The sequence below is a fragment of the Actinomyces sp. oral taxon 448 str. F0400 genome (assembly GCF_000220835.1).
Classification (GTDB): Bacteria; Actinomycetota; Actinomycetes; order Actinomycetales; family Actinomycetaceae; genus Actinomyces.
Genome location: NZ_GL985606.1, coordinates 512,432 through 531,645, shown reverse-complemented (window position 1 = coordinate 531,645; position 19,214 = coordinate 512,432). Strand labels below are relative to the sequence as shown.

Here is a 19,214-nt window from a genome sequence, read left to right as displayed (position 1 = left end):
CACCCGACAAATCGCAGGCCGGTGAGCCTGCGCACACGCGGTGGCCGCCCGACGCCCGGCATCATCGTCGGACGGCCACCGCGTGTGCACCGCCGCGCAGGACTCAGCCTCGCCGCCGACGCACGAGCAGCACGCCCCCGACGACGAGGACGATCGCGACGACGCCGAGGCCGATGGAGGCGCCGGTCCTGGCCAGGGCGCCGGAGCCATGGCCAGTGGACTGCGATGCGACGGAGGCGTCGACGTCGGCCGCTACCGGCGAACCGCCGGCGTCGCCCGCACCGGCGTCACCTGGGTCCGGTCGGCCCGAGTCCGCCTGGCCCGGGTCGGCCGCCGCCGGACCGCTCGGATCCGCCGTCGGGTCGTCGGATCCGCCCGCAGCGGTGCCGGCGACCCGCAGCTCGGCGACCCCGAGAGAGGTCGCCCCGTCCTGACCATTGGTTATGACGACCCGGACGTACCGCGCGCGCACGGGCGCGTCCAGCTCGAGAATCGTCGGGTTGAAGCTGGTCGGATCGATATCGCCGGAGGCTGCGTCGGTCCAGGCGGCCCCGTCCGTGGAGGTCTGCACGGTCCACCGCGTGGCGTGGAGCGCCGAATCGTACCGAACGGGCGTGTAATGGATCGCGTCGACGTCGTAGACGCCGCCGAGGTCGATGTCGTAAGAGGCCTCGGTGGAGGACGCCTCGACGGGGGTGAAGATGTTGTCGTCAGTCAAGGCGGCGGCGCCGTCGGGCGAGGCGACGGACAGCTCGCTCTGGGGGATGTAGCCGTCGGTCTTCCAGTCGATGCTGAAGGTCGGCGAGGTCCACTCGGCCCAGTCGGCGTCCTCGTCGCCGTCGCCGCCGACGGGCAGCGCGCGCACGGTGAGCTGGTACTGGCCGGTGGGCGCCTGCAGGATCCGGCCGTCGACCGTGTAGCTGCCATCCCACACCATGTACACGGTGTCGTTGCGCGTATGCTCCTTCTCGTCGGTGACCGCCGTGCCGAGGTACTCGGTGGTGCCGTCGGCGTTGACGCGTGAAACGGTCAGAGCGGAGCGGTAGTAGGGAACGTCCGGGTGGCTGATGGCCACGACCGGGGAGTCCGTGTAGGCGCCCTGGTCGCTGCGCGCCGAGTCGCCGTAGACGTAGCTCGCCGGATCGATGCTCTGACCGTCGAGGTCGGCCAGGCCGATCTGCGGGCCGAAGACGCCGGCTTGAGCGAGATTGCCGCCCACGCCCTGGAAGGGGACGCGTACGGGCTCGGCCTGCGGGGAGTCGGCGGCCGCGGAGGAGTCGGTGAGCACGATCCAGCCGCCGAAGAAGTCGCCGTCGGCGAGACCGGCCGGAGCCGTGATGGTCGCGTCGACGGTGGCGGTGCCGCCCGCGGGAACCGTGATGGACTGGCCGTCGGTGGAAACCGTCGACGGTGAGTCGGTGCCCTGCTGAGGGGTGCTCGAGGCGCCGGTGACCGTCACGGCGTCCTCATGGGACAGCGCGTAGGTCGCCGAGGACTCGGAGTGGTTGGTCAGGGTGACCGACGCCCGGTAACCGTCGGGGTGCTGCTCGACCTCGCCGATGTTGAGCACCGAGGAGCTGGTCTCGGTGGACGCCGTGATGGCGCCGTCGACGTCGATGAGCCCAGCCCCCTCGCGGGCGAGCGGCTCACGGGCGTCCGCGTCCCCGGCGCCCGCCGCCCAGGGGACGGGGTCGGCGGTGGAGTGCAGGCGCCACGCGACCTGATCGAAGGCGTCGAAGCCGGAGGCGTCCTTGATCTCGGGGTGCGCCTGCAGGACGAGCGCGGAGGCGCCGGCCGTGTAGGGCGCGGCCATCGAGGCGCCGGCCTCGGTCCGGTAGGGTCCGTCGTGGTCGAGCGGCCAGGTGGACCAGATTCGTCCGCCCGGGGCGACGACGTCGGGCTTGAGCTGGAGGGAGTCGTTCAGACCCCAGCTGGAGAAGCTCGAGACGAGTCCGCCGGTGGCCTGGTCGAACTCGGCGGCGTCCTCCCTGTAGGTCAGCGTGGAGTCGGCGTCCAGGGCTCCGCGGATGGCGTCGCCGTCGGCCTGGGAGACGCCCGCCACCGGGATGGTGACCGGGTCACCGTCGCCGCCGACGGAGAAGGGCGGGATCGCACCGGGCTGGTTGTCGTCGATGACGATACCGGCGGCGCCGCCGGCCTGGGCGTTGAGGGCCTTGTCGCGGAAGGCGCAGGCACCGCGTCGGACCAGCACGGTCCTGCCGGTGTAGGCGCCGGCCGCGGGGGCGGTGCACAGCACGGAGGCGTCGGTCGTCTCATCCCCGCCATCGGCGGCCGGGTCCCCGGAGGCCACCAGCGGGGCCCGAGTCCCGTTGTCACGCGAGATCGGGGCGGTGCTGCCCGGGATCTCCGAGTAGAGGTACTTCTGGCCGGGGTTGGTGGAGACCGTCAGATAGAAATCGGTCTCGACGGTGTTGTCGACGCTGCCGACCGACAGGACGTGCTCGGCGGAGGCGGGGGCGCCCATGGTCCACCGGCCGTACTCGCCCTGGTTGCCCTGAGCGGCCGTGACGATCACGCCCTTGGAGGCGAGGTTCTCGGCGGCGACGGCGGTCGGGTAGTCCCGAAAGACGACGAAGTCGGCGCCGACGGACATGTTGACGACGTCCATGCCGTCGTCGGCGGCGCGCTCCATGGCACTGGCCAGAATCTCACTGGTGGTGCCGCCCGTGCAGCCGAAGACGCGGTAGGCGCCGAGCTGGGCGTCGGGGGCGACGCCGGTGATCTGGTCGGTGCCGGGAGCCCCTTTGGCGGCGGCGATGCCGGCGACATGGGTGCCGTGGCCCCAGCAGTCGTCGGGGTAGTCGTCCGGGGCGGGCGTCAAGCGCGTCGTCGCGTCGGCGGCCGGGTCGCCGAAGGCGTTGCCGACGAAGTCGTGACCGGCCACCACCTTCGAATCGGGGAAGTTCGTGGAACCGTCGCCCTCGGCGGGCTCGGGACCCGGAGTGCCGGAGCCGCCGAATTCGACGTGGTCGTAGTCGATGCCCGAATCGATGATCCCGATCTTGATCCCCTCGCCGGTGTAGCCGAGCTTGGACTGGGCGACGTCGGCGCCGGTCATGCCTAGGGCGTTGCGCATCTGAGGCGTGGTGACCTGCTCCTGGCCCTCCTCGCCCTCCTGGACGGGCGCCTGGCCCGCGTCGTTCGCGTCGGCGCCGCCGGCCGGGTCGGCATCCGGGGCCGGGATGTAGATGACGGGCTGAAGAGAGACGACCTGGGCCAGTCCGGCGAGGGACTCGACGTCGGCGTCGCTGCCGACGGAGACGGCCACGCCGTTCCACAGCGTCCCGTACTCCGTGGTGACTCGGGCGTCGATGCCGGCGTCCCGGACCGCGCTGGCGAAGTCGTCCTGCTCGGCTCTGACGGTGTCGGAGGAACCGCCTGCGGCGACGGAGGGCGAGGCCAGCTCGACGAACCAGCGGTTCTCGACGGCGTCGGCCTGAGTGCCGTCGGACAGCGTCGGGCCGGAGGTGATTTTGGAGGACGGATCGCCGGTGGCGGTCTGCGACTGGCCGGGGGCGGCGGCCGTGGTCGGGGCGACGAGGGCTCCGAGTGTCAGGGCCGCGGCACCCGCCGCGACGACGCGGCGAAGCGAGGGGAGGTGACGCACGATTCTTCTTCCTAGCAGGGTTGGGACGGGGCGCAGGTCGGGATGCGCCTGAGGGGAGAGCGGGGTGCTCCTTGCGTTCACCGTACGTTATCGCTTCGAGACCGGTCTGGGAAAGCGTTGAAGCGCACACGTCCGACCATCACGCACCGGCCGAGAGCACCGAGAGCACAACGGGGCGCTCTCGCGCCCGGTGCCCGTCTCGCACTGCCGAGGCGCTGAGTCGGAACCGGGGTGCGGAACCGCGGAGGATGTACGGATGAGAAGCGGAGATGGGGAGATTCGAACTCCCGAGGGGTTTTATCCCCAACCTTCTTAGCAGGAAGGCGCACTAGGCCACTATGCGACATCTCCATGCGCGCTGAGGCGACCGGACGAGACTACCCCAGCGGGCCGGGCCCGGGCAACGGGCCGGGCCCACCCTCCCGGGCCCGGCCTGCCCGGGAGGGGGAGGAGGAGCCGAGCCGCCCGCGCGGTCCATCGGATCGTGCGGGCGGCGCAGGTGGCCGCCAGAGCCACGGGCACGACCAGCAGCAGCGGATCGACGCCGACGCCCACGGCTACGCCGCCGAAGAGCAGCAGAACGTCTCAGGGAAGATCCGCGGCCACCTCCCAGTCAAGCAGACGCACTCCGGGGTGGCCCGGAGCCGGCAGGAGGAATAGGGCCAGGGCGACGGCCAGAGGCACCCCCATGAGCATCCACTGACCGAAGCCGATGGTGACGCCGAGGGCGTCCTTGAGGTAGGCGATGAGAGGGGAACAGGACGAGCGGAACCAGGGCGGTGGCGGGCAGCGGCACCGCCTCGGTCATCCACCACACGCCTCTGAGGACGGCCGCGGCGGCGGTCAACCGCCGGCCGGTTTCGGTCACGCCGGCGGCCTCCTCGGGGTCGGCGGCGCCGATGACAGCGCTGACGGCGTCGGGCGGCGCCCTCAGGGGCGCCGCCCGACGCGGAACCGGCCGCACGTCCAGCGGAGAGGGAGGGATTCGAACCCCCGGTACGCGAGGCGTACAGCGGTTTTCAAGACCGCCACATTCGGCCGCTCTGTCACCTCTCCATGCCCTGACGGGCGAGCGCTCCGACACTACCATCATCGCGTGCCGGGCGACGCCCGCACGGAGCTGCGTCATCCTCGGGAGAAGAGCCCCCGACGACGCCCCTGCCGAACCGGGGCCGCAACGGGCGCGACGGGATCGTCCAGACGCCCCTCGGCCAGGGCCTGCGCGATCGTCGGCCACACGGGCAGACGGGAGGCGAGAGTGGCCTGCAGGGCGTGATACACGTCCGGGTGACCCGCCCAGGTACGGGCGGAGGGACGGTTGTCCCGGTCGAGCTCATGAATCCACACGCCGGGGGCCTCGATGAGGTGCTCCTCGGCGTAATCGACCCACGAACGGTAGCAGTGCTCGTAATGCTCCACCTCGATCTCGCCGCGTCCGTCGTCGAGCAGCGCCTGACGCAGGACCGCCGCGGCGTTCATCCCCTCGCACACCACCCAGTGCATGCGCTCGTGGACGATCGGTTCGCCGTCGAAGCCCGTGGTGTAGACGAAGCCGGGACCTCCATCCGCGCGCCAGCCGTCGGTGCGAGCGCGCTCGAAGAGTTCCTCGGCCGCGTCGAGCATCCAATCGGGCACGGGCAGCGAGCGGGCCACGAGCGCCGCGCGGGCCTGGACGGTCAGGCGGGCCCACTCCAGACCGTGTCCCGGCGTGACGCCGTAGGGACGGAAGGGGTGGGCCGGCTGATCTTTGTTGTAGTCCAGGAGAGGGCGCCAGCGGGCGTCGTAGTGCTCGGGCAGGCGCCAGTCGTTGGCGCGGGCCCGGACATTAACGGCGAAGTCGATGACCTGCACCGCGCGCGTCAGCCAGGCGAGATCACCGGTGACATCGGCCACGGCGAGGTAGGCCTCGACGGTGTGCATGGCGGCGTTGATGCCGCGGTAGTCCTCGGAGTCGGTGAAGTCACGGGCATAGGACTCCACGGGCAGGCCGCAGGTCTCGTCCCACCAGTAGCGGTTCTGCACATCCATGGCGTCGCGCAGCAGCTCGTGGGCCCCGGGGCGGTTGGCGGCGGTGGCCGCGGCGGCGGCGAGCAGGACGAAGGCGTGCTGGTAGCACTCCTTGCGGGCATCGGCATCCACAGGAACCCCGCGGCCCTCGGCGTCCGGCTCGTGACCGACGGCGGAGTGCCAGCCGCCGTGCTCAGCGTCGCGCAGGACCCCGCTCAGGGCGCGCACACCGTGATCGGCGTAGCGCCGGCATCCGGGAATGCCCATGAGCACGCCCAGGGAGAAGGCGAAAGTCATGCGACCGGTGATCCACAGCTCGATGGGGTGGGAGGCGTCGACTCGCCCGTCCTCGCCGATCCACCCGAAGCCGGCCGGGACCGCGGCCCTTCGCGCGAAGTGGAGCAACGCGTGCGTCTCGGCCGCGAGCCAGCGGTTGTGCTCCGGCGCTCCGAACCATCCCAGTCCCATGAGTCCTCCTCGACCCGGTGGTGCTCCCGGCGACTCACATGCCGCAGGGTCGACGAAGCGAACGTTAGCAGGCGGTCAGAGTCCGTGTCATGACCGGTCGAACCCTATCGATCGGCGGGCCAGGCGGCCTCGGCCCGCGCCAGGGCCCTCCTGCTGCCCACCTCGCCGGCGGTCCAGGAGGACAGCGCGTTCCACAGGGCGTCGGTGCCGACCTGCGACGGCATGGAGTCCGAGGCGTCCAGACGGACGACGCTCTGACGCGACTGGAGGATCCGGGTCGCACGGGCGGCGACGTCGGAACTGACCTCATCGACCTCCACGCCGCGGTTGGCTGTGGCCATACCGCCGAGCTCGGCCCGTTCCTGCGCCCACCCGGCGCTGGTGAGGTAGTCCAGGACGGCGGACGCCGCCGCGCTGGTCCCCGTCCGCCCGCGCAGGGAGACGAGGTAATCGCCGCCCACGAGCACAGGGGCGTCCCCGTCCTCCTTCTCGGCGCTGGGCAGGACGAAGGCCGACACGCCGGTGGCGCCGTCGGCGGTCGCACCGTCGGAGCCCGCCGCCTCGACCGCCCCGCCGCCGGAGACGCCGTCGCCCGCAGCACTGGCCGTGGCGGTCGCACCGCGCCCCTCTGCGTCGGTGACGACGGTGCCCGCCGGCAGCATCGACTCGAAACTCGAGGAGGCCATCATCATCAGGCAGGAGCCGTCCACGAGCTCCTGCCCCGCCTGCTCCATGGTCGTGGACAGGGCCCCCTCGCGCCCGCCGGGTACGCGGCCCTTCCCCAGCAGAAGAGAGCCGACGGTATCCAGAGCCCTGACGGCCGAGGGATCGTCGAGGCTGACGTTGTGATCGGCCCAGGCGTCGTACGCCCCCGTGCCGCCGGTGGCCAGAATCGTCTCCTCCAGCCAATCGGTCATGGGCCAGCCGGTCGTATCGCCATCGGCCACCCCCAGGCACCAGGGCGTCACGGAACCATCGGGGTGATCCGCCACGACCTCCTCGGTCAGCGCGACCAGCTCGTCCCACGTGGTCGGCAACGCGTAGTGCGCTCTGTCGAAAGCCGCCGGGGAGTACCACACGAAGGACTTGACCGACGCCATGAGCGGGGCCGCGTAGAAGGTGCCGTTGACGGTGCCCGCCGCCGACCACGCATGGTCCCAGCCCAGCTCGACATTGGCACCCACGGCGTCCGGCAGCGGACTCAGCGCGCCCTGGTCGGCGAGGTCGGCCACGAGGCCGGGCTGCGGGACGACGGCGAGGTCGGCGTCCCAGTCGGTCTCCCCCGCCGCCCGGGCGCGCAGGTTCTCCTCGAGGGAGTCGGTGCCCTCGTGCACGACGTCGATGCCCGTGCACGTCTCGAAAAGCGACAGGGACTGCTCGAAACGCTCCCCCTCGGTACCGGTCAGGGCGGTGGCGATTCTGACGGTGCTCCCCGCCTCATCCCCCGGCGTGTACTGGGAGAAGGACTCGCAGGAGTCGAAGCCGCCGGCCTGGTCATGGGCGTCGGCGCAGGCGGCCGCGCCCGCGCCGGTCAGCGACAGGACGACCGTGAGCGCGAGCGCGCGGAAGGGGGAGATGCGCAGTGAACGCGCCATCAGCTCTGACTCCTTCTTCTTGTCCGCTCGACGACGGCGTCGAGCAGGGCGGCGCAGCCGTCGTGCCACACCGGCCCGGTAACGAGGTCCCCGCAGTCCCTGACCGCCCGGGGGGCCGATCCCATGACGGCTCCGACGCCGGCCCACCGGATCATCTCGATGTCGTTGGCCCCGTCCCCCACCGCGACGACTCGCTCCGCACCGGTGCCCAGGCGCGCGGCGAGCGCCCGCAGGGCGGAGGCCTTGGTGACCCCCTCGGGGGCGACGTCGAGCCAGGCCGTCCACCCGATCGCGTACTCCACCGAATAGAGCCCGCAACCGGCCACGAGCGCGGAGAACTCCTCCACGGCCATGCCCGGTGCGCGCAGCACCACACGAGTCACAGGCTCGGAGCCCATCTCCTGCGGGGGCACCACCCGCTGATCCTCGATGAGCTCGCCGTCGGGGAAGGGACGCGAGACCCTGAAACCGCCGTCCAGGGCCTCCACGGCGATAATGCCGTCGGGTACCGCGCTCGACAGCGCGGCGATGACGTCGCTCGGGTCGAAGGTGACGGAGTCCGCCACCTCGTAGCCGCGAGGCGCGGCGGGATCCATGCGCAGGGTGATCGCTCCGTTGGCGCAGATCATCCACCCGTCGGTCAGACCCACATGGCGGGCCACGGGCAGAGCCGCCTCGATGCCGCGACCCGTCGAGATGACGATCCGGGCGCCGTAGGCGCGCATCCGGGTCAGCGCGGCCATCATCCGCTCCGAGACACGACCATTGACGTCCAGGATGGTGCCGTCGACGTCGAGGGCGACGATGAGCCGCTCGTCGGGAACCAGCTCGGCCGCCGGGTCGGGCGCGCCGTCGGAGCCGGACGCGACGCTGACCGGCCGCCCCGCCCCGGCGGGCAGGGGGGAGAGACGGTCCAGATCCGCCATGCGCGAGCGGACCGCCGTACGGTAGTCGTCGTGGGACAACGGTCGGCCCGAGGTGCGGTCACGGACGCGCTCGCCGGCCGAGCCCCGGGCGACGTCGGCCTCCCGGCCCGCAGCGGGGCCGACGAGCGGCTGCCCGCTCGGAACGATGCCGGTGGAGGGATCCGCCGGGGGGCCGCTCCTGCGCGCGGCGCCGGGATCGTATTCGTTCACGGTGGGTCGCCTCAGGCGACGGGCTCGATGACCTCGAGGCCGCCCAGGTAGGGGCGCAGGCCCTCGGGGACGACAACGGCGCCGTCGCCCTGCTGCTGGTTCTCCAGGATCGCCACCATCCACCGGGTGGTGGCCAGTGTGCCGTTGAGGGTGGCGACGGGACTCGTGCGCCCGTCGCGGCGCTCGCGGATGGCCAAACGACGAGCCTGGTAGGTGGTGCAGTTGGAGGTGGAGGTGACCTCCATCCAGCGGTTCTGCGTGGGCAGCCAGGCCTCGCAGTCGAACTTGCGAGCGGCCGAGGAGCCCAGATCCCCGGCGGCGGTGTCGATGACCCGGTAGGGCAGGCCGACCAGGGCCAGCATCTCCTCCTCCAGGGCGAGCAGGCGCTGGTGCTCGGCGACGGCGTCCTCGGGGTGGACGTAGGAGAACATCTCCGCCTTGTTGAACTGATGGACGCGGATGATTCCCCGGGTGTCCTTGCCGGCGGCGCCGGCTTCGCGCCGGTAGCAGGTGGACCAGCCCATGTAGCGCTCGGGGCCGTCGGTCAGGTCGAGGATCTCGTCGGCGCGGTACCCGGCCAGAGCGACCTCGCTGGTGCCGGTGAGGTAGAGGTCGTCGGCGGGCAGGTAGTAGATCTCGTCGGCGTGGGCCCCGAGGAAGCCGGTACCTCCCATGATCTGCGGGGTCACGAGAGTGGGAGTGGTCATGGGGACGAAGCCGTGGGAGACGGCCTTGTCCAGCGCCGCGGTCATGAGGGCGAGCTCCAGCCGCATGCCCCAGCCCTTGAGGTAGTAGAAGCGGGCGCCGCAGACCTTGGCGCCCCGACGCGTGTCGATGATGTCCAGAGCCTCGCCGAGCGCCAGGTGGTCGGCCGGCGTGAGGCCCTCGGCGGCGAAGTCGCGGGGGGAAGGGCCCTCGTGGCGCAGGACGACGTAGTCCTCCTCACCGCCGGCCGGTGCGCCCTCGATGAGGTTGGCGAACTGGCGGGCGAGCTCGTCGAGGGCGGCGGCGGCCCCGTCCGCGGCGGACTCGGCCTCCTTGACGCGAGCGGCGAGCTCCCTGGCCCGGGCGAGAACGGCCGGGCGCTCTCCGGGACTCGCCTTGCCGACGGATCGGGAGACGGTCTTCTGCTCGGCGCGCAGCGACTCGAAGTCCTGCAGGCTGGTGCGGCGGGCCTCGTCAGCCTCGATGATCCGGTCGACGAGGGCGACGTCGGCGCCGCGGGCTCGCTGACTGGCGCGGTAGGGCTCGGGATTCTCGCGAAGCGCGCGCAGATCGATCATGGGACGAGTGTAGTCAGGGCGCCGCATCGGGCGAGCGGTGGTCCCATGTGACGCCGAACGGCATCCGCCTCGCACAAACCACTTGTGAAACTACTCGGATTCATTGGGTATGACGTAATATTGCTCGCTGAGTCAGGGCTCCGACCGCGGGCCCGACCACCCGCCACTGCCAGGACACGCTCATGCCCACCACCTCCTCCCTGCCCTCCTTCTCCCAGCTGCGGGCCTTCGTCGCGCTGTGCGACTACCAGCACTTCGGCGAGGCCGCCGTCATCCTCGGCGTGAGCCAGCCGAGTCTGTCCCAGGCGATCACCGCCCTGGAGAAGCGCATCGGCGGCGAGCTCGTCGAGCGCACCACCCGCCGGGTCCTTGTGACTCCGCTGGGCCAGACACTGCTGCCCTACGCCCGCGAGGCCGTGCTGGCCGCCGAGGCCTTCAACGACGCCGTCGCCAATCAGGGCGTCGCTCTGACGGGGACGATGCGCCTGGGGCTGATCCCCACTCTCGCCCCCTACCTGGCCCCGATCATCCTCGACGGCCTGCCCCGAGAGCTGCCCCGGCTCCAGCCCGAACTACGCGAGATGGTCACCGGCGACATCCTGGACATGCTGGGCCAGGGCCGGCTCGACGCCGCCGTCATCGCCGTCGACGTCGACCTCCGCCGGGCCGTGGCGATACCGATGTACGACGAGCCGCTCGTGGTCCTGGTGCCCGAGAACCACCCGTGGGCCGGCCGCACGGACGTCGAAACCGACGAGCTGGAGGATCAGCAGCTGCTGCTGCTGGACGAGGGCAACTGCCTGCGCGACCAGACCCTGGCCCTGTGCCAGCGCTACAGCACCCGCCCACCGGCGGCTGTGGCGACGACGCTGTCGACGGTGGTGCGCATGGTGTCCCACGGCGTGGGCATCACCGTCATACCGGAGGGCGCGCTGCGCATGCTCGACGGCGTGGACTACGCGGTCGCACGCTTCGCCGGACCCGGTCCGGTGCGTCGGATCGGCGTCGTCCGCCGCACCTCCTCCTCGCGCGGGGCCGACTTCGTCCGGCTCGCCGACTCCCTCACCCGTCTGGCCGTCGAGGCCGGCCTGCCGATGCTGCCCGTCCAGCCGCGAGAGTGACATTTCGGGTTGAGACCGACGCCGCCGTCGGCGGGGTCGGCCCCGGCCCGAGAAGCCGATCTCAGCACCGTCACCTCTGGTGACTCGCCTCGGCCGGACGATACCCTGAGCCGGCGAGCCGCTGGTGAGTCTCAAGGCGAGGGGCATGACGCCATGGTTGAAAAGGAGGCCGGCGCGAGATCGACATTCCCGTACGAGGTCGACAGCGCCACCGTCAACTTCGGCCCAGAATGTCGATCTCAGCGCGCCAGCACCCCCACCGCCGCTCCCCTGGCCTGCATCGTCGTCAATCCGTCGAAGCCCTCGGCGACCGACGCCGTACGCCGCCGTACCACCGACGTCCTGCGCGGCGCCGGCTACGCGGGCCCGCTCTGGCTGGAGACCACACCCGCCGAGCCGGGCACCATGCAGGCGCGCCTCGCCGTCGCCTCCGGGGCGCGCCTGGTCGTCGCCGCCGGCGGCGACGGGACGGTGCGCACCGTCGCCGCCGGGATGGCGGACACGGGCGTCGACATGGCGATTCTGCCCCTGGGCACGGCTAATCTCGCCGCCCGCAACCTGGGCCTGCCCGTCGGCCGGCTCGACGCCGCGCTGCGGGCCGCCGCGTACGAAACCGCTCGGCCCACGGACCTGGTGCGGGTGCGCATCGAGCCTACCGACGCCCCCTGCCCGCCGCCCGACGATCAGGCCCGGCCCTCCCCGAACGTCGAGCACGTGTCCATGGTGGTGGCCGGGATCGGCTTCGACGCCGGCCTGGTCGCCTCCACGCGCCCCGACCTCAAGGCCCGCATCCGGTGGGGAGCCTATGCGGTGGCCGCGGTGGCCAACCTCGATTCCCCGCACATGGACCTGGTCGTACGAGTGCGTGAGACGAACGGCGCCCAACGAATCGAGCGCCTGCGCGCGCGCACCGTGCTGCTGGCCAACGGCGGCCGGCTGCCCGCCGGCATCACCCTGCTGCGCGAGGCTCGCATGGACGACGGCGTGCTGGACGTCGCGGCGATCGACACGGTCGGCGGGGTGGTCGGCTGGAGCTCCCTGGCGCGTCAGGTTCTGCCGCCCTTCGCGGCGTCCTACTCGAACCCCGCTCACGCACTGGGCCGAGTCACGCTGCGTCGCGGCACCGAAGCGATCGTCCAGCTGGCCGAACCGGCACCGGTCCAGATCGACGGCGAACTGCTCGCACCCACCCGGATCCTGCGGGCGCGCCTCGACGCGGGCGCGCTCCTCGTGCGGCGTCCCGGTTGACCCCGTCGGGCCGAAGCCCTGGAGCCCTCAGAGCGTCCGCCCGTCCAGGACGTCGGCCACCCACGAGCGCGCCACCATGAAATCCTTGTCGCTCGTGCCGGCCGGGACCACGACGGGCCGGGCGTCCAGCCGCGGGTAGGAGCCGAGGAACCGGACCACGGGACAGGTGCGGTGCAAACCGATGAGGGCGGCCTGCACGCGCTCATCGCGCACATGCCCCTCGATGTCGATGGAGAAGCGGTAGCGACCCAGGGAGTCCCCCACCGGACGCGACTCGATGCGGGTGAGGTTGACGCCGCGGGCGCTGAACTGCTCGAGCATATCCAGCAGAGCGCCCGAGCGGTTGTGCGGCAGCTGGACGAGCAGGGTGGTCTTGTCCGCTCCGGTGGGCTCGCCCGCGCGCCTGGGCCGCGCAACCTTGACGAAGCGGGTGACGGCGTCCGGGTTGTCGGCCACCGCCCCGGCCAGAACATCCAGGTCGTACTGCCGAGCGGCCAGCGGGTTGCACAGGACGGCCTGATACTCCAGCGCCGCGGCATTATCGGCCCGGGCCAGAGCGCGGGCGGGAGCGGAGGTGGAGGTGCCGGCGACGTAGGAGACCCCGGGCAGGCGATGATGGACCCAGCCGCGGCACTGCGCCCAGGCGTGCGGGTGAGTGGAGATGGCGCGGACGTCGCCGAGGGCGGTGCCGGACCTACCGGCCAGGACGAAGGTGATGGGGACGGCCATCTCCGCGGCGATGACGAGCGGAGCGGAGGCGACGAGGTTGTCGAGGGTGGCGTTGACGCCTCCCTCGACCGAGTTCTCGATGGGGACGACGGCGGCCTCGGCGGCGCGCTCGCGCACGCGGTCCAGGGCGGTGGGCACATCCTGACAGGGGTCGAGGGCGACGTCGTCGGGAGCGACCTGCCGCAGCGCCATCTCGCAGAAGGTGCCGGAGGGCCCGAGGAAGGACCAGGTGGGAGCGGGGTTCATGGATACAGCCTATTGCCTCCGGTGGACCCGACGGTCCGCCGGAAGTGCCGGAGGCAATAGGCTAGGAGGATGAGCAGCGCCGCCTCCACCATCCGCAAGCACGACGACGTCCCCGGCTCCACCGCTCTGGAGGCGCTCGGCCTGTCCTGGCTGGCCGAACCCATGGCCGACGGCGGCGCCCACGTGGTGCCGGTGACGACGGGGCCGGGCTGGATCGACGAGCCCCGACTGGCCGCCGGCTCGGTGAATGCCTCCGCGGCGGAGGCGTTCGGACGCGCGCTGGCCGTGACGCACGCGGCCGGCGCCCCGGCCTTCGGGGCGGCGCCGCCCGGTTGGAACGGGAGCACCCGGATGGGGCGCTCCCAGGTGCGCGTCCGCCCGTGCGAGCCCGAGCCCGCCGACGCGGCGCCCCGCCGGTGGGGCGAGTTCTTCGCCGACGACCGTCTAGCCCCCTATCTGCGCCCGTGCCTCGACCAGGGCTCGTTGACGCGGCGCGGGGCCGCCGTCATCGAGCGGGTCTGCGAGCGTCTGCACGACGGCGATTTCGACGCCGACCAGCCCGCGCTCGTGGGCCGTGCGGCCCGCGAGCGCGGGGAGAGGGTCGCCGTCGCCCGCACCCACGGCGACCTGTGGACCGGCAATGTCATGTGGGTGCCCGGGGGGACCATCGACTGGGCGCCGCCGCGGGCGGGGCGGGGTCCGTCCCGCCCCGCCGCCCGCCCGGTTGAGGACGGGCCGGAGACCGACATCCCGGGCGGTCGCGGCCGGGGCGACGTCGTCGGCGTTCTCATCGACCCGCTCGCCCAGGGGGCGCACGCGGAGACGGACCTGGCCGCCCTGAGCGTGTTCGGCCAGCGGCACCTGGATCGGATCTATGCCGGCTACGACGAAGTCTCCCCCCTGGCGGCCGGGTGGCGCGAGCGCGTGGGCCTGCACCAGCTCCACATGCTCATCATCCACGCCTTCCTCTTCGGGGCCTCCTACGGCGCCGAAACGGCGTCCGTCGCCCGTCGCTACGCATGAGCGCACCGGTCGGAGCGGGGCCACGGGCTCACGTACGCTAACAGCATGAGCTCGTCCCCCAGGAGGAATCGGCAGCAGCGTTTCGTGCGCACGGTCGTCTACATCCTCGTCCTGGCGCTGGTCGTCGGGCTGGTGGCCACCATGGTGGGCACGGCGCTCGCCGTTGCGGCGCACGCGGCCGGGACTCGGGATGCCGGAGCGGGACCCGATGCGGCCTCCACGAGCGCCGCCGCCTCGGTCGCCGGTCCCACCGCGGCGGAGAGGGGCGAGCGCGCGCCCCTCGTCGTTCTAGGCACCACCGACCTGACATGGGCCGACGTCCTGGCCGCCGCGGGCTCCGGCGCCCCCGATGACGCCGACCGCACGGACGGCGCAGGCGGTGCGGCCGAGGTCGACGACTCCGCCACCGCCGGAGCGGCCGAGGCCCTGCTCGCCTACGCGGGCGGTGCCGAACCGGTCAACCTCGTGACCCGCACCATCGGGGACCGCACGTGCCCGGCCGACGGCTGGCTCACGCTCGGAGCCGGCTCACGCATGCGCGCCGCCGAGCACCCGGACGGCGCGTGCGCCTGGCCGGCGGACCGGACCGGGACCGTGACGTCCGCGGCCGAGGGCGCCACCGCGGGCGGCGCCCTCGCCGGGGTCCTGAACCGCACCAACACGACGATGGCGGCCGTCGGCCGCGGCGGGATCCTGGCTCTGACGAACGAGGGGGGCCCGCCCGCCGAGGACGCTCTGTCCGAGCTCCTGACCGCCGCCGACCCGGCCGACCTCATCCTCGTCGACACCGCGGACGCGGCCGACGGGGCATCCGACACGGCCGGCACGACCACTGCGGCCGACAGCCCTCCCGGGGGCTCCGACGGCGACCGGATCCTCCTCCTGGCCGCTGCCCTGGAGGAGACCCTCGCGTCCGCCCCTGCCGGCACGCGTGTGGTGATCGCCTCGGTCGCCGACGCGACGGATCCGGGGCCCCAGATGGCCGTCCTGCCTGCGGAAACGACCTCCCCGGCGGGAGCGGACAACGGGTTCATCATCGGCGCCTCCACGCACCAGCCGGGCCTGATCCAGTCGACCGACCTCGCCCCGACGCTCTTCCGGGCCCTCACCGGGACCGAAGCCGGAGCGTTCGGGGCACCGCTCATCATGCCCGACGTCGCCGACACCGGCGCCCGCGAGGCGACCGAGGGCGCTGACGGAGCCGGAGCCGACGTCCTCGCAGAGGGGGTCGCACGAGCACGGACGCTGGCTGACAATGCTCGTCACGCCCGTGCGTCCGAGCGCACGGTCATTCCGACGGCCCTGGTGCTCATCGGCGCCTTTCTGACGCTGCTCGTCGGAACGGGGCGGGCGCTGCACGACCGGCGGGCCGCGACGGGTCCGGCGACGGAGACGGACGAGGCCGACGGGGCGCCGCCGGTCAGTTCAATCAGTTCAAGGGGCCGTCCGCTCGTCATCGCCCGGGCGGCCCTCCCGGTGACGGCGCTCCCCGCCGGGATGTGGCTGGCCAACATGCTGCCCTGGTGGCGGGCCGGGGACAGCGCACCGATAGCGGTCATCGGCCTCGCGCTCGGCTGGGCGCTCGTGATTCCGGCCGGCCTGGCCGCCCTGCTGCGGGCGGGGCGCGCGGCGGCCGCAGGCGCCGAACGACTGATGCGGCGGCGGAGGGCATCGCGCCGACCGCTCGCGGGCCCCGATGCACCGGCCGCGCCGGTGGACGTCACCGCCCCCGCCGTCTCCTCTTCCTCCTCTTCCCCGACGCGCACCCCCCGCATGCTCCTGAGTCTCATGGCGCCCGCGGTCACAGCCGCGGTCATTCTCGTGGACGGGGCCACAGGCGCTCGCCTCGGCTTCAACGGGGCGCTGGGGATGAACGCCGTCGTCGCCGGGCGCTTCTACGGAGTGTCCAACACCGCCTTCGCGCTGGCCGCCGCGGCACTTCTGGTCGCGATCGCAGCGTGGGTCGGCCCGTCGGCGGCACGACGCGGGTTCCGGGAGCGGCGGGTGCTCGTGGGGTTCGGCGTGGGGGTTCCCGGCGTCCTGGCACTAGTGGTGGACGGCGCGCCGGCGTTGGGAGCCGACGTCGGCGGAGCGCTCACCCTCGTCCTGGCGCTGGCGGTCCTGGCGGCCGGTCTGGCCGGAGCGCGCCCGGGGTGGACGTGGTGGGTCGTCATCGCGGTGGCCGCGGTGGGCATCGTGGGCGCGTTCGGGGCGGCCGATTTCCTCTTCGGCGGGTCGGGCACGCATATGGGCGGATTCGTCAGGCAGGTGCTCGACGGGACCGCCGGTACCACGATCGCGCGCAAGGCGACCGCCCTCGTCGCGCCCTTCAGGTCGAGCCCGCTGGCGGTGGCGGCGCTCGCCGTCGGATCGGGGATCGCGGCGCTCAGCGCGTGGTGGGCAGTGCGTGCAGTGCGCGAGGCCCGTCGGGGCGAGGGGCCGTACACGTGGCTGACGGTTCCCGGAGCGCTTCCGCAGTGGCTGGGACCGCTCGGGCGGGCGCTGACGGTACTGGCCGTCGTCGAGGTGGCCGTCAACGACTCCGGGCTCACCATGCTCTGCTTCTCGGCGGCCGCGGCTCTTCCGGCTCTCATCGGGGTCCTCGCCGCCGGACTCGCGGCTCCCGCGCCGCGGCCCGCCGGGGCGAACGGGATGGACGGGAGGGACCGGGCCGGGGCGCCCGACTGATCGCGGCGGGCGGACGGCGCCCGATCAGGCGGCCGAATCGGCGGGCCCGGTCCAGGCCCGGTAGGCGTGGAAGGGCGACTGCTTGCGCACGGCCTCGTCGAAAGCCTTGGACGGCACGCGGTGGCGACGCAGACGGCGCCCGAGAATCGCCCGCAGGACGTCCTTGTACTGCGAGGCGCGGTGCAGCCTGCCGGCCGGGTCGTTGCCGGTCACGCGATGGGTGATGTCGCAGGGGACCTCGATGACCGTCATCCCGGCCACGAGCACGTCGATGCTCAGGCCCACCTCGACGCCCCACCCCTCGGCCAGTGGCGCACCCGCCTCGTAGGCCCGTCGAGTCAGGCACCGCTGTCCGGACAATGGCGCCACCGGAGCCCATCCGGTGGTCGAGGCGATGGCGGAGCGGGCGGCCCTGACGACCCGACCGCGGCCGCCGGCCCCGACCTGCTTGGGCGGCACGGCGATGGCCATGTCGGCGACGCCGTCGACGATCGGGGAGACGAGCTCGGAGCAGGCGGCGGCGGAGTCGCCCAGGTCGGCGTCGATGAACAGCAGCAGACGGGCGGGTCCGTCCACGTAGTCGCGCATCCCCACCACGCTGGCGCCGGTCTCCAGGGCGGACGCCTTGCCGCGGGTGACGGAGTGACGGACAGTGACCGCGCCGGCGGCGCGGGCGTGATCCTGGGTGCCGTCGGTGGATCCGTCATCGACGACGACGACGAGATCGACGCGAGGCACTGAGCGGCACGCTCGTACCGTGGCGGCGATGCGATCCGCCTCATCCCTCGCCGGGATGATGACAGCGACCCGTTGCTCAGAGGGCTGGTCAGGATGCAGCTCACGTGATGGCGTCGGACTCACAGGCCCAGGGTAGCCACTGGAAGGCGGATGTCGCTGCCCCGACGGGTCGCGCGCGCCGCCCCGTCACGCCGCGCGCGAATCCGACTGGCGAGCCGCGCATGGCGTCGCGCGTGGCAGCGCGCCGATGATTCGTTCGACGGTCCGTCGAGGAGAGGAGGACCTCGGTCCCGAAACGGCTGCAGAAACTGACCCATCGTCAGGCAGAGCCCCTCATCATAACCTACGTCACAGGACGGTTACATGTTATGTGAGAACATAAAGGCATGGGACCCGTCAACGGCGCCGGGTTCCGCCCTCCTCCCGCGGGGCGATCGTGCGCGACGCACGGGCGCACTCGCCACGGCGGTAGAGTGGACGCGTGCGCAACGCAGTCCGAGACGCTCCGCGCGTCGTCCGCCGTACGCGCCCCGCGCAGCCCTATGATCACGCCGTGGTAACGACAGACTTGACAATGCAGCAGCACCTCGAACTGCAGTTCAAGGCGTCCTCCTCCAACGATCTCATCGACGACGGGCTGAGGACCATCCGAAGCGGCCGCCTGACGGCGACGAACCGCGACCAGGTGCTGGCGAGTCTGGCCGCCGGTCTCAGCCGGCTCTACATCCTCATCCTCGACTTGCAGCGTCTCGAGCCCGATCATCCGCCGAAGCGCCGGGAGAGCGGAGCGGAGGAACCTCTGTGCGAGCTCGGACTGGCCGATCTGCACACCATGCTCTTCGACCTGCTGGGGCTCCATCCTGGACGGTCGCGCGGGACCGCCGACCAGTGGTTGTGCCGGCTGAGCGCCGACCCGGTCGTCATCACGCTCGTCGAGGCACTCGACGAATATCGGGACACGGCGGCGGGCTCGCCTTCGGATCCGGACGCCGCCTGGACGGGAGTGCGCAGGGCCGTGGACCTGGACCCGGGCGTCCTGAGCCGCCGGCTTCGCTCGGAGATCGACGACGGCAATCCCCAGGACCGGGTCTCCACGGGGGAGTACGAGAAAGCCTGGGGCGACCGGCTGGTGACGGCCGTCGAGGGCATCCGCGCCACTATCGACGTCTGCAGCCGGGAGGGTCTGCTCGGCGGTCCGGCTCAGAATCTGGGCGGGAGGTCCACCCGACGGCGTCACGGGCCGATGGCGGCCTAAGACCGCTGGGGTGTACCGGACCCGAGGCCATCACGAGTCCATCAGGAGA

At 72.4% G+C, this 19,214-nt stretch carries 12 protein-coding genes and 2 tRNA genes; 5 read left to right on the top strand and 9 right to left on the bottom strand.

Annotation, left to right across the window (positions count from 1 at the left end; translation table 11 throughout):
• Positions 1-103: 103 nt before the first annotated feature.
• The 7 genes from HMPREF9062_RS02310 to serS all read right to left on the bottom strand — a co-directional run bounded on the left by HMPREF9062_RS02310 (position 104) and on the right by serS (position 10,117).
• On the bottom strand, positions 104-3,628 hold the full coding sequence (locus tag HMPREF9062_RS02310; RefSeq protein ID WP_009748400.1) for a S8 family serine peptidase: 3,525 nt from the start codon (positions 3,626-3,628) through the stop codon (positions 104-106).
• A 264-nt stretch (positions 3,629-3,892) separates the two neighbouring features.
• Positions 3,893-3,979, bottom strand: a tRNA-Ser gene (locus HMPREF9062_RS02305).
• 619 nt (positions 3,980-4,598) lie between these two features.
• Positions 4,599-4,684 (bottom strand) — tRNA-Ser (locus HMPREF9062_RS02300).
• A gap of 69 nt (positions 4,685-4,753) precedes the next feature.
• Positions 4,754-6,103 carry an AGE family epimerase/isomerase gene (locus tag HMPREF9062_RS02295; protein WP_009748397.1) on the bottom strand — a complete coding sequence of 450 codons (1,350 nt, stop codon included), beginning with the start codon at positions 6,101-6,103 and terminating at the stop codon, positions 4,754-4,756.
• Positions 6,104-6,207: 104 nt separating this feature from the next.
• Positions 6,208-7,698 (bottom strand): ABC transporter substrate-binding protein, encoded by a 1,491-nt coding sequence (locus HMPREF9062_RS02290; RefSeq protein WP_009748396.1) that lies wholly within the window; start codon positions 7,696-7,698, stop codon positions 6,208-6,210.
• A complete protein-coding gene (locus tag HMPREF9062_RS02285) occupies positions 7,698-8,834 on the bottom strand; it encodes an HAD family hydrolase (protein WP_009748395.1) in 1,137 nt (378 codons plus the stop codon). Before HMPREF9062_RS02285 ends, HMPREF9062_RS02290 begins: the two co-directional genes overlap by 1 nt.
• Positions 8,835-8,845: 11 nt before the next feature.
• Positions 8,846-10,117, bottom strand: a complete 1,272-nt coding sequence (serS, locus tag HMPREF9062_RS02280; protein ID WP_009748394.1) for a serine--tRNA ligase — start codon at positions 10,115-10,117, stop codon at positions 8,846-8,848.
• A gap of 182 nt (positions 10,118-10,299) precedes the next feature.
• Between serS and HMPREF9062_RS02275 the strand changes: the two genes are divergently transcribed.
• Positions 10,300-11,238, top strand: coding sequence for a LysR substrate-binding domain-containing protein (locus HMPREF9062_RS02275; protein WP_009748393.1), 939 nt, complete (start codon positions 10,300-10,302; stop codon positions 11,236-11,238).
• A gap of 153 nt (positions 11,239-11,391) precedes the next feature.
• Positions 11,392-12,486 carry a diacylglycerol/lipid kinase family protein gene (locus HMPREF9062_RS02270; protein WP_009748392.1) on the top strand — a complete coding sequence of 365 codons (1,095 nt, stop codon included), beginning with the start codon at positions 11,392-11,394 and terminating at the stop codon, positions 12,484-12,486.
• Between the two features lie 27 nt (positions 12,487-12,513).
• On the opposite strand, the gene pheA is transcribed toward HMPREF9062_RS02270, so the two are convergent.
• A complete protein-coding gene (gene pheA / locus HMPREF9062_RS02265) occupies positions 12,514-13,461 on the bottom strand; it encodes a prephenate dehydratase (protein WP_009748391.1) in 948 nt (315 codons plus the stop codon).
• Between the two features lie 69 nt (positions 13,462-13,530).
• Here pheA and HMPREF9062_RS02260 point away from each other — a divergent pair, with 69 nt between their 5' ends.
• Together HMPREF9062_RS02260 and HMPREF9062_RS02255 are read left to right on the top strand one after the other, a co-directional pair.
• Positions 13,531-14,484: a fructosamine kinase family protein gene (locus tag HMPREF9062_RS02260; protein ID WP_009748390.1), complete on the top strand. Its 954-nt coding sequence runs from the start codon at positions 13,531-13,533 to the stop codon at positions 14,482-14,484.
• 45 nt (positions 14,485-14,529) lie between these two features.
• Complete coding sequence (locus tag HMPREF9062_RS02255; protein WP_009748389.1) at positions 14,530-17,172, top strand: hypothetical protein; 2,643 nt, start codon at positions 14,530-14,532, stop codon at positions 17,170-17,172.
• 24 nt (positions 17,173-17,196) lie between these two features.
• Here HMPREF9062_RS02255 and HMPREF9062_RS02250 read toward each other — a convergent pair whose 3' ends face one another.
• Positions 17,197-18,033 (bottom strand): glycosyltransferase, encoded by an 837-nt coding sequence (locus tag HMPREF9062_RS02250; RefSeq protein WP_253270637.1) that lies wholly within the window; start codon positions 18,031-18,033, stop codon positions 17,197-17,199.
• Between the two features lie 430 nt (positions 18,034-18,463).
• On the opposite strand from HMPREF9062_RS02250, the gene HMPREF9062_RS02245 reads away from it, so the two are divergent.
• Positions 18,464-19,165 (top strand): hypothetical protein, encoded by a 702-nt coding sequence (locus HMPREF9062_RS02245; RefSeq protein ID WP_253270636.1) that lies wholly within the window; start codon positions 18,464-18,466, stop codon positions 19,163-19,165.
• The last annotated feature ends 49 nt before the right edge of the window (positions 19,166-19,214 follow it).

Coding starts and splice junctions, on each gene's coding strand:
- HMPREF9062_RS02270 (WP_009748392.1), top strand. CDS start 11,392: ATGGTTGAAAAGGAGGCCGGCGCGAGATCGACATTCCCGTACGAGGTC.
- serS (WP_009748394.1), bottom strand. CDS start 10,117: ATGATCGATCTGCGCGCGCTTCGCGAGAATCCCGAGCCCTACCGCGCC.
- HMPREF9062_RS02260 (WP_009748390.1), top strand. CDS start 13,531: ATGAGCAGCGCCGCCTCCACCATCCGCAAGCACGACGACGTCCCCGGC.
- HMPREF9062_RS02295 (WP_009748397.1), bottom strand. CDS start 6,103: ATGGGACTGGGATGGTTCGGAGCGCCGGAGCACAACCGCTGGCTCGCG.
- HMPREF9062_RS02255 (WP_009748389.1), top strand. CDS start 14,530: ATGAGCTCGTCCCCCAGGAGGAATCGGCAGCAGCGTTTCGTGCGCACG.
- HMPREF9062_RS02290 (WP_009748396.1), bottom strand. CDS start 7,698: ATGGCGCGTTCACTGCGCATCTCCCCCTTCCGCGCGCTCGCGCTCACG.
- pheA (WP_009748391.1), bottom strand. CDS start 13,461: ATGAACCCCGCTCCCACCTGGTCCTTCCTCGGGCCCTCCGGCACCTTC.
- HMPREF9062_RS02275 (WP_009748393.1), top strand. CDS start 10,300: ATGCCCACCACCTCCTCCCTGCCCTCCTTCTCCCAGCTGCGGGCCTTC.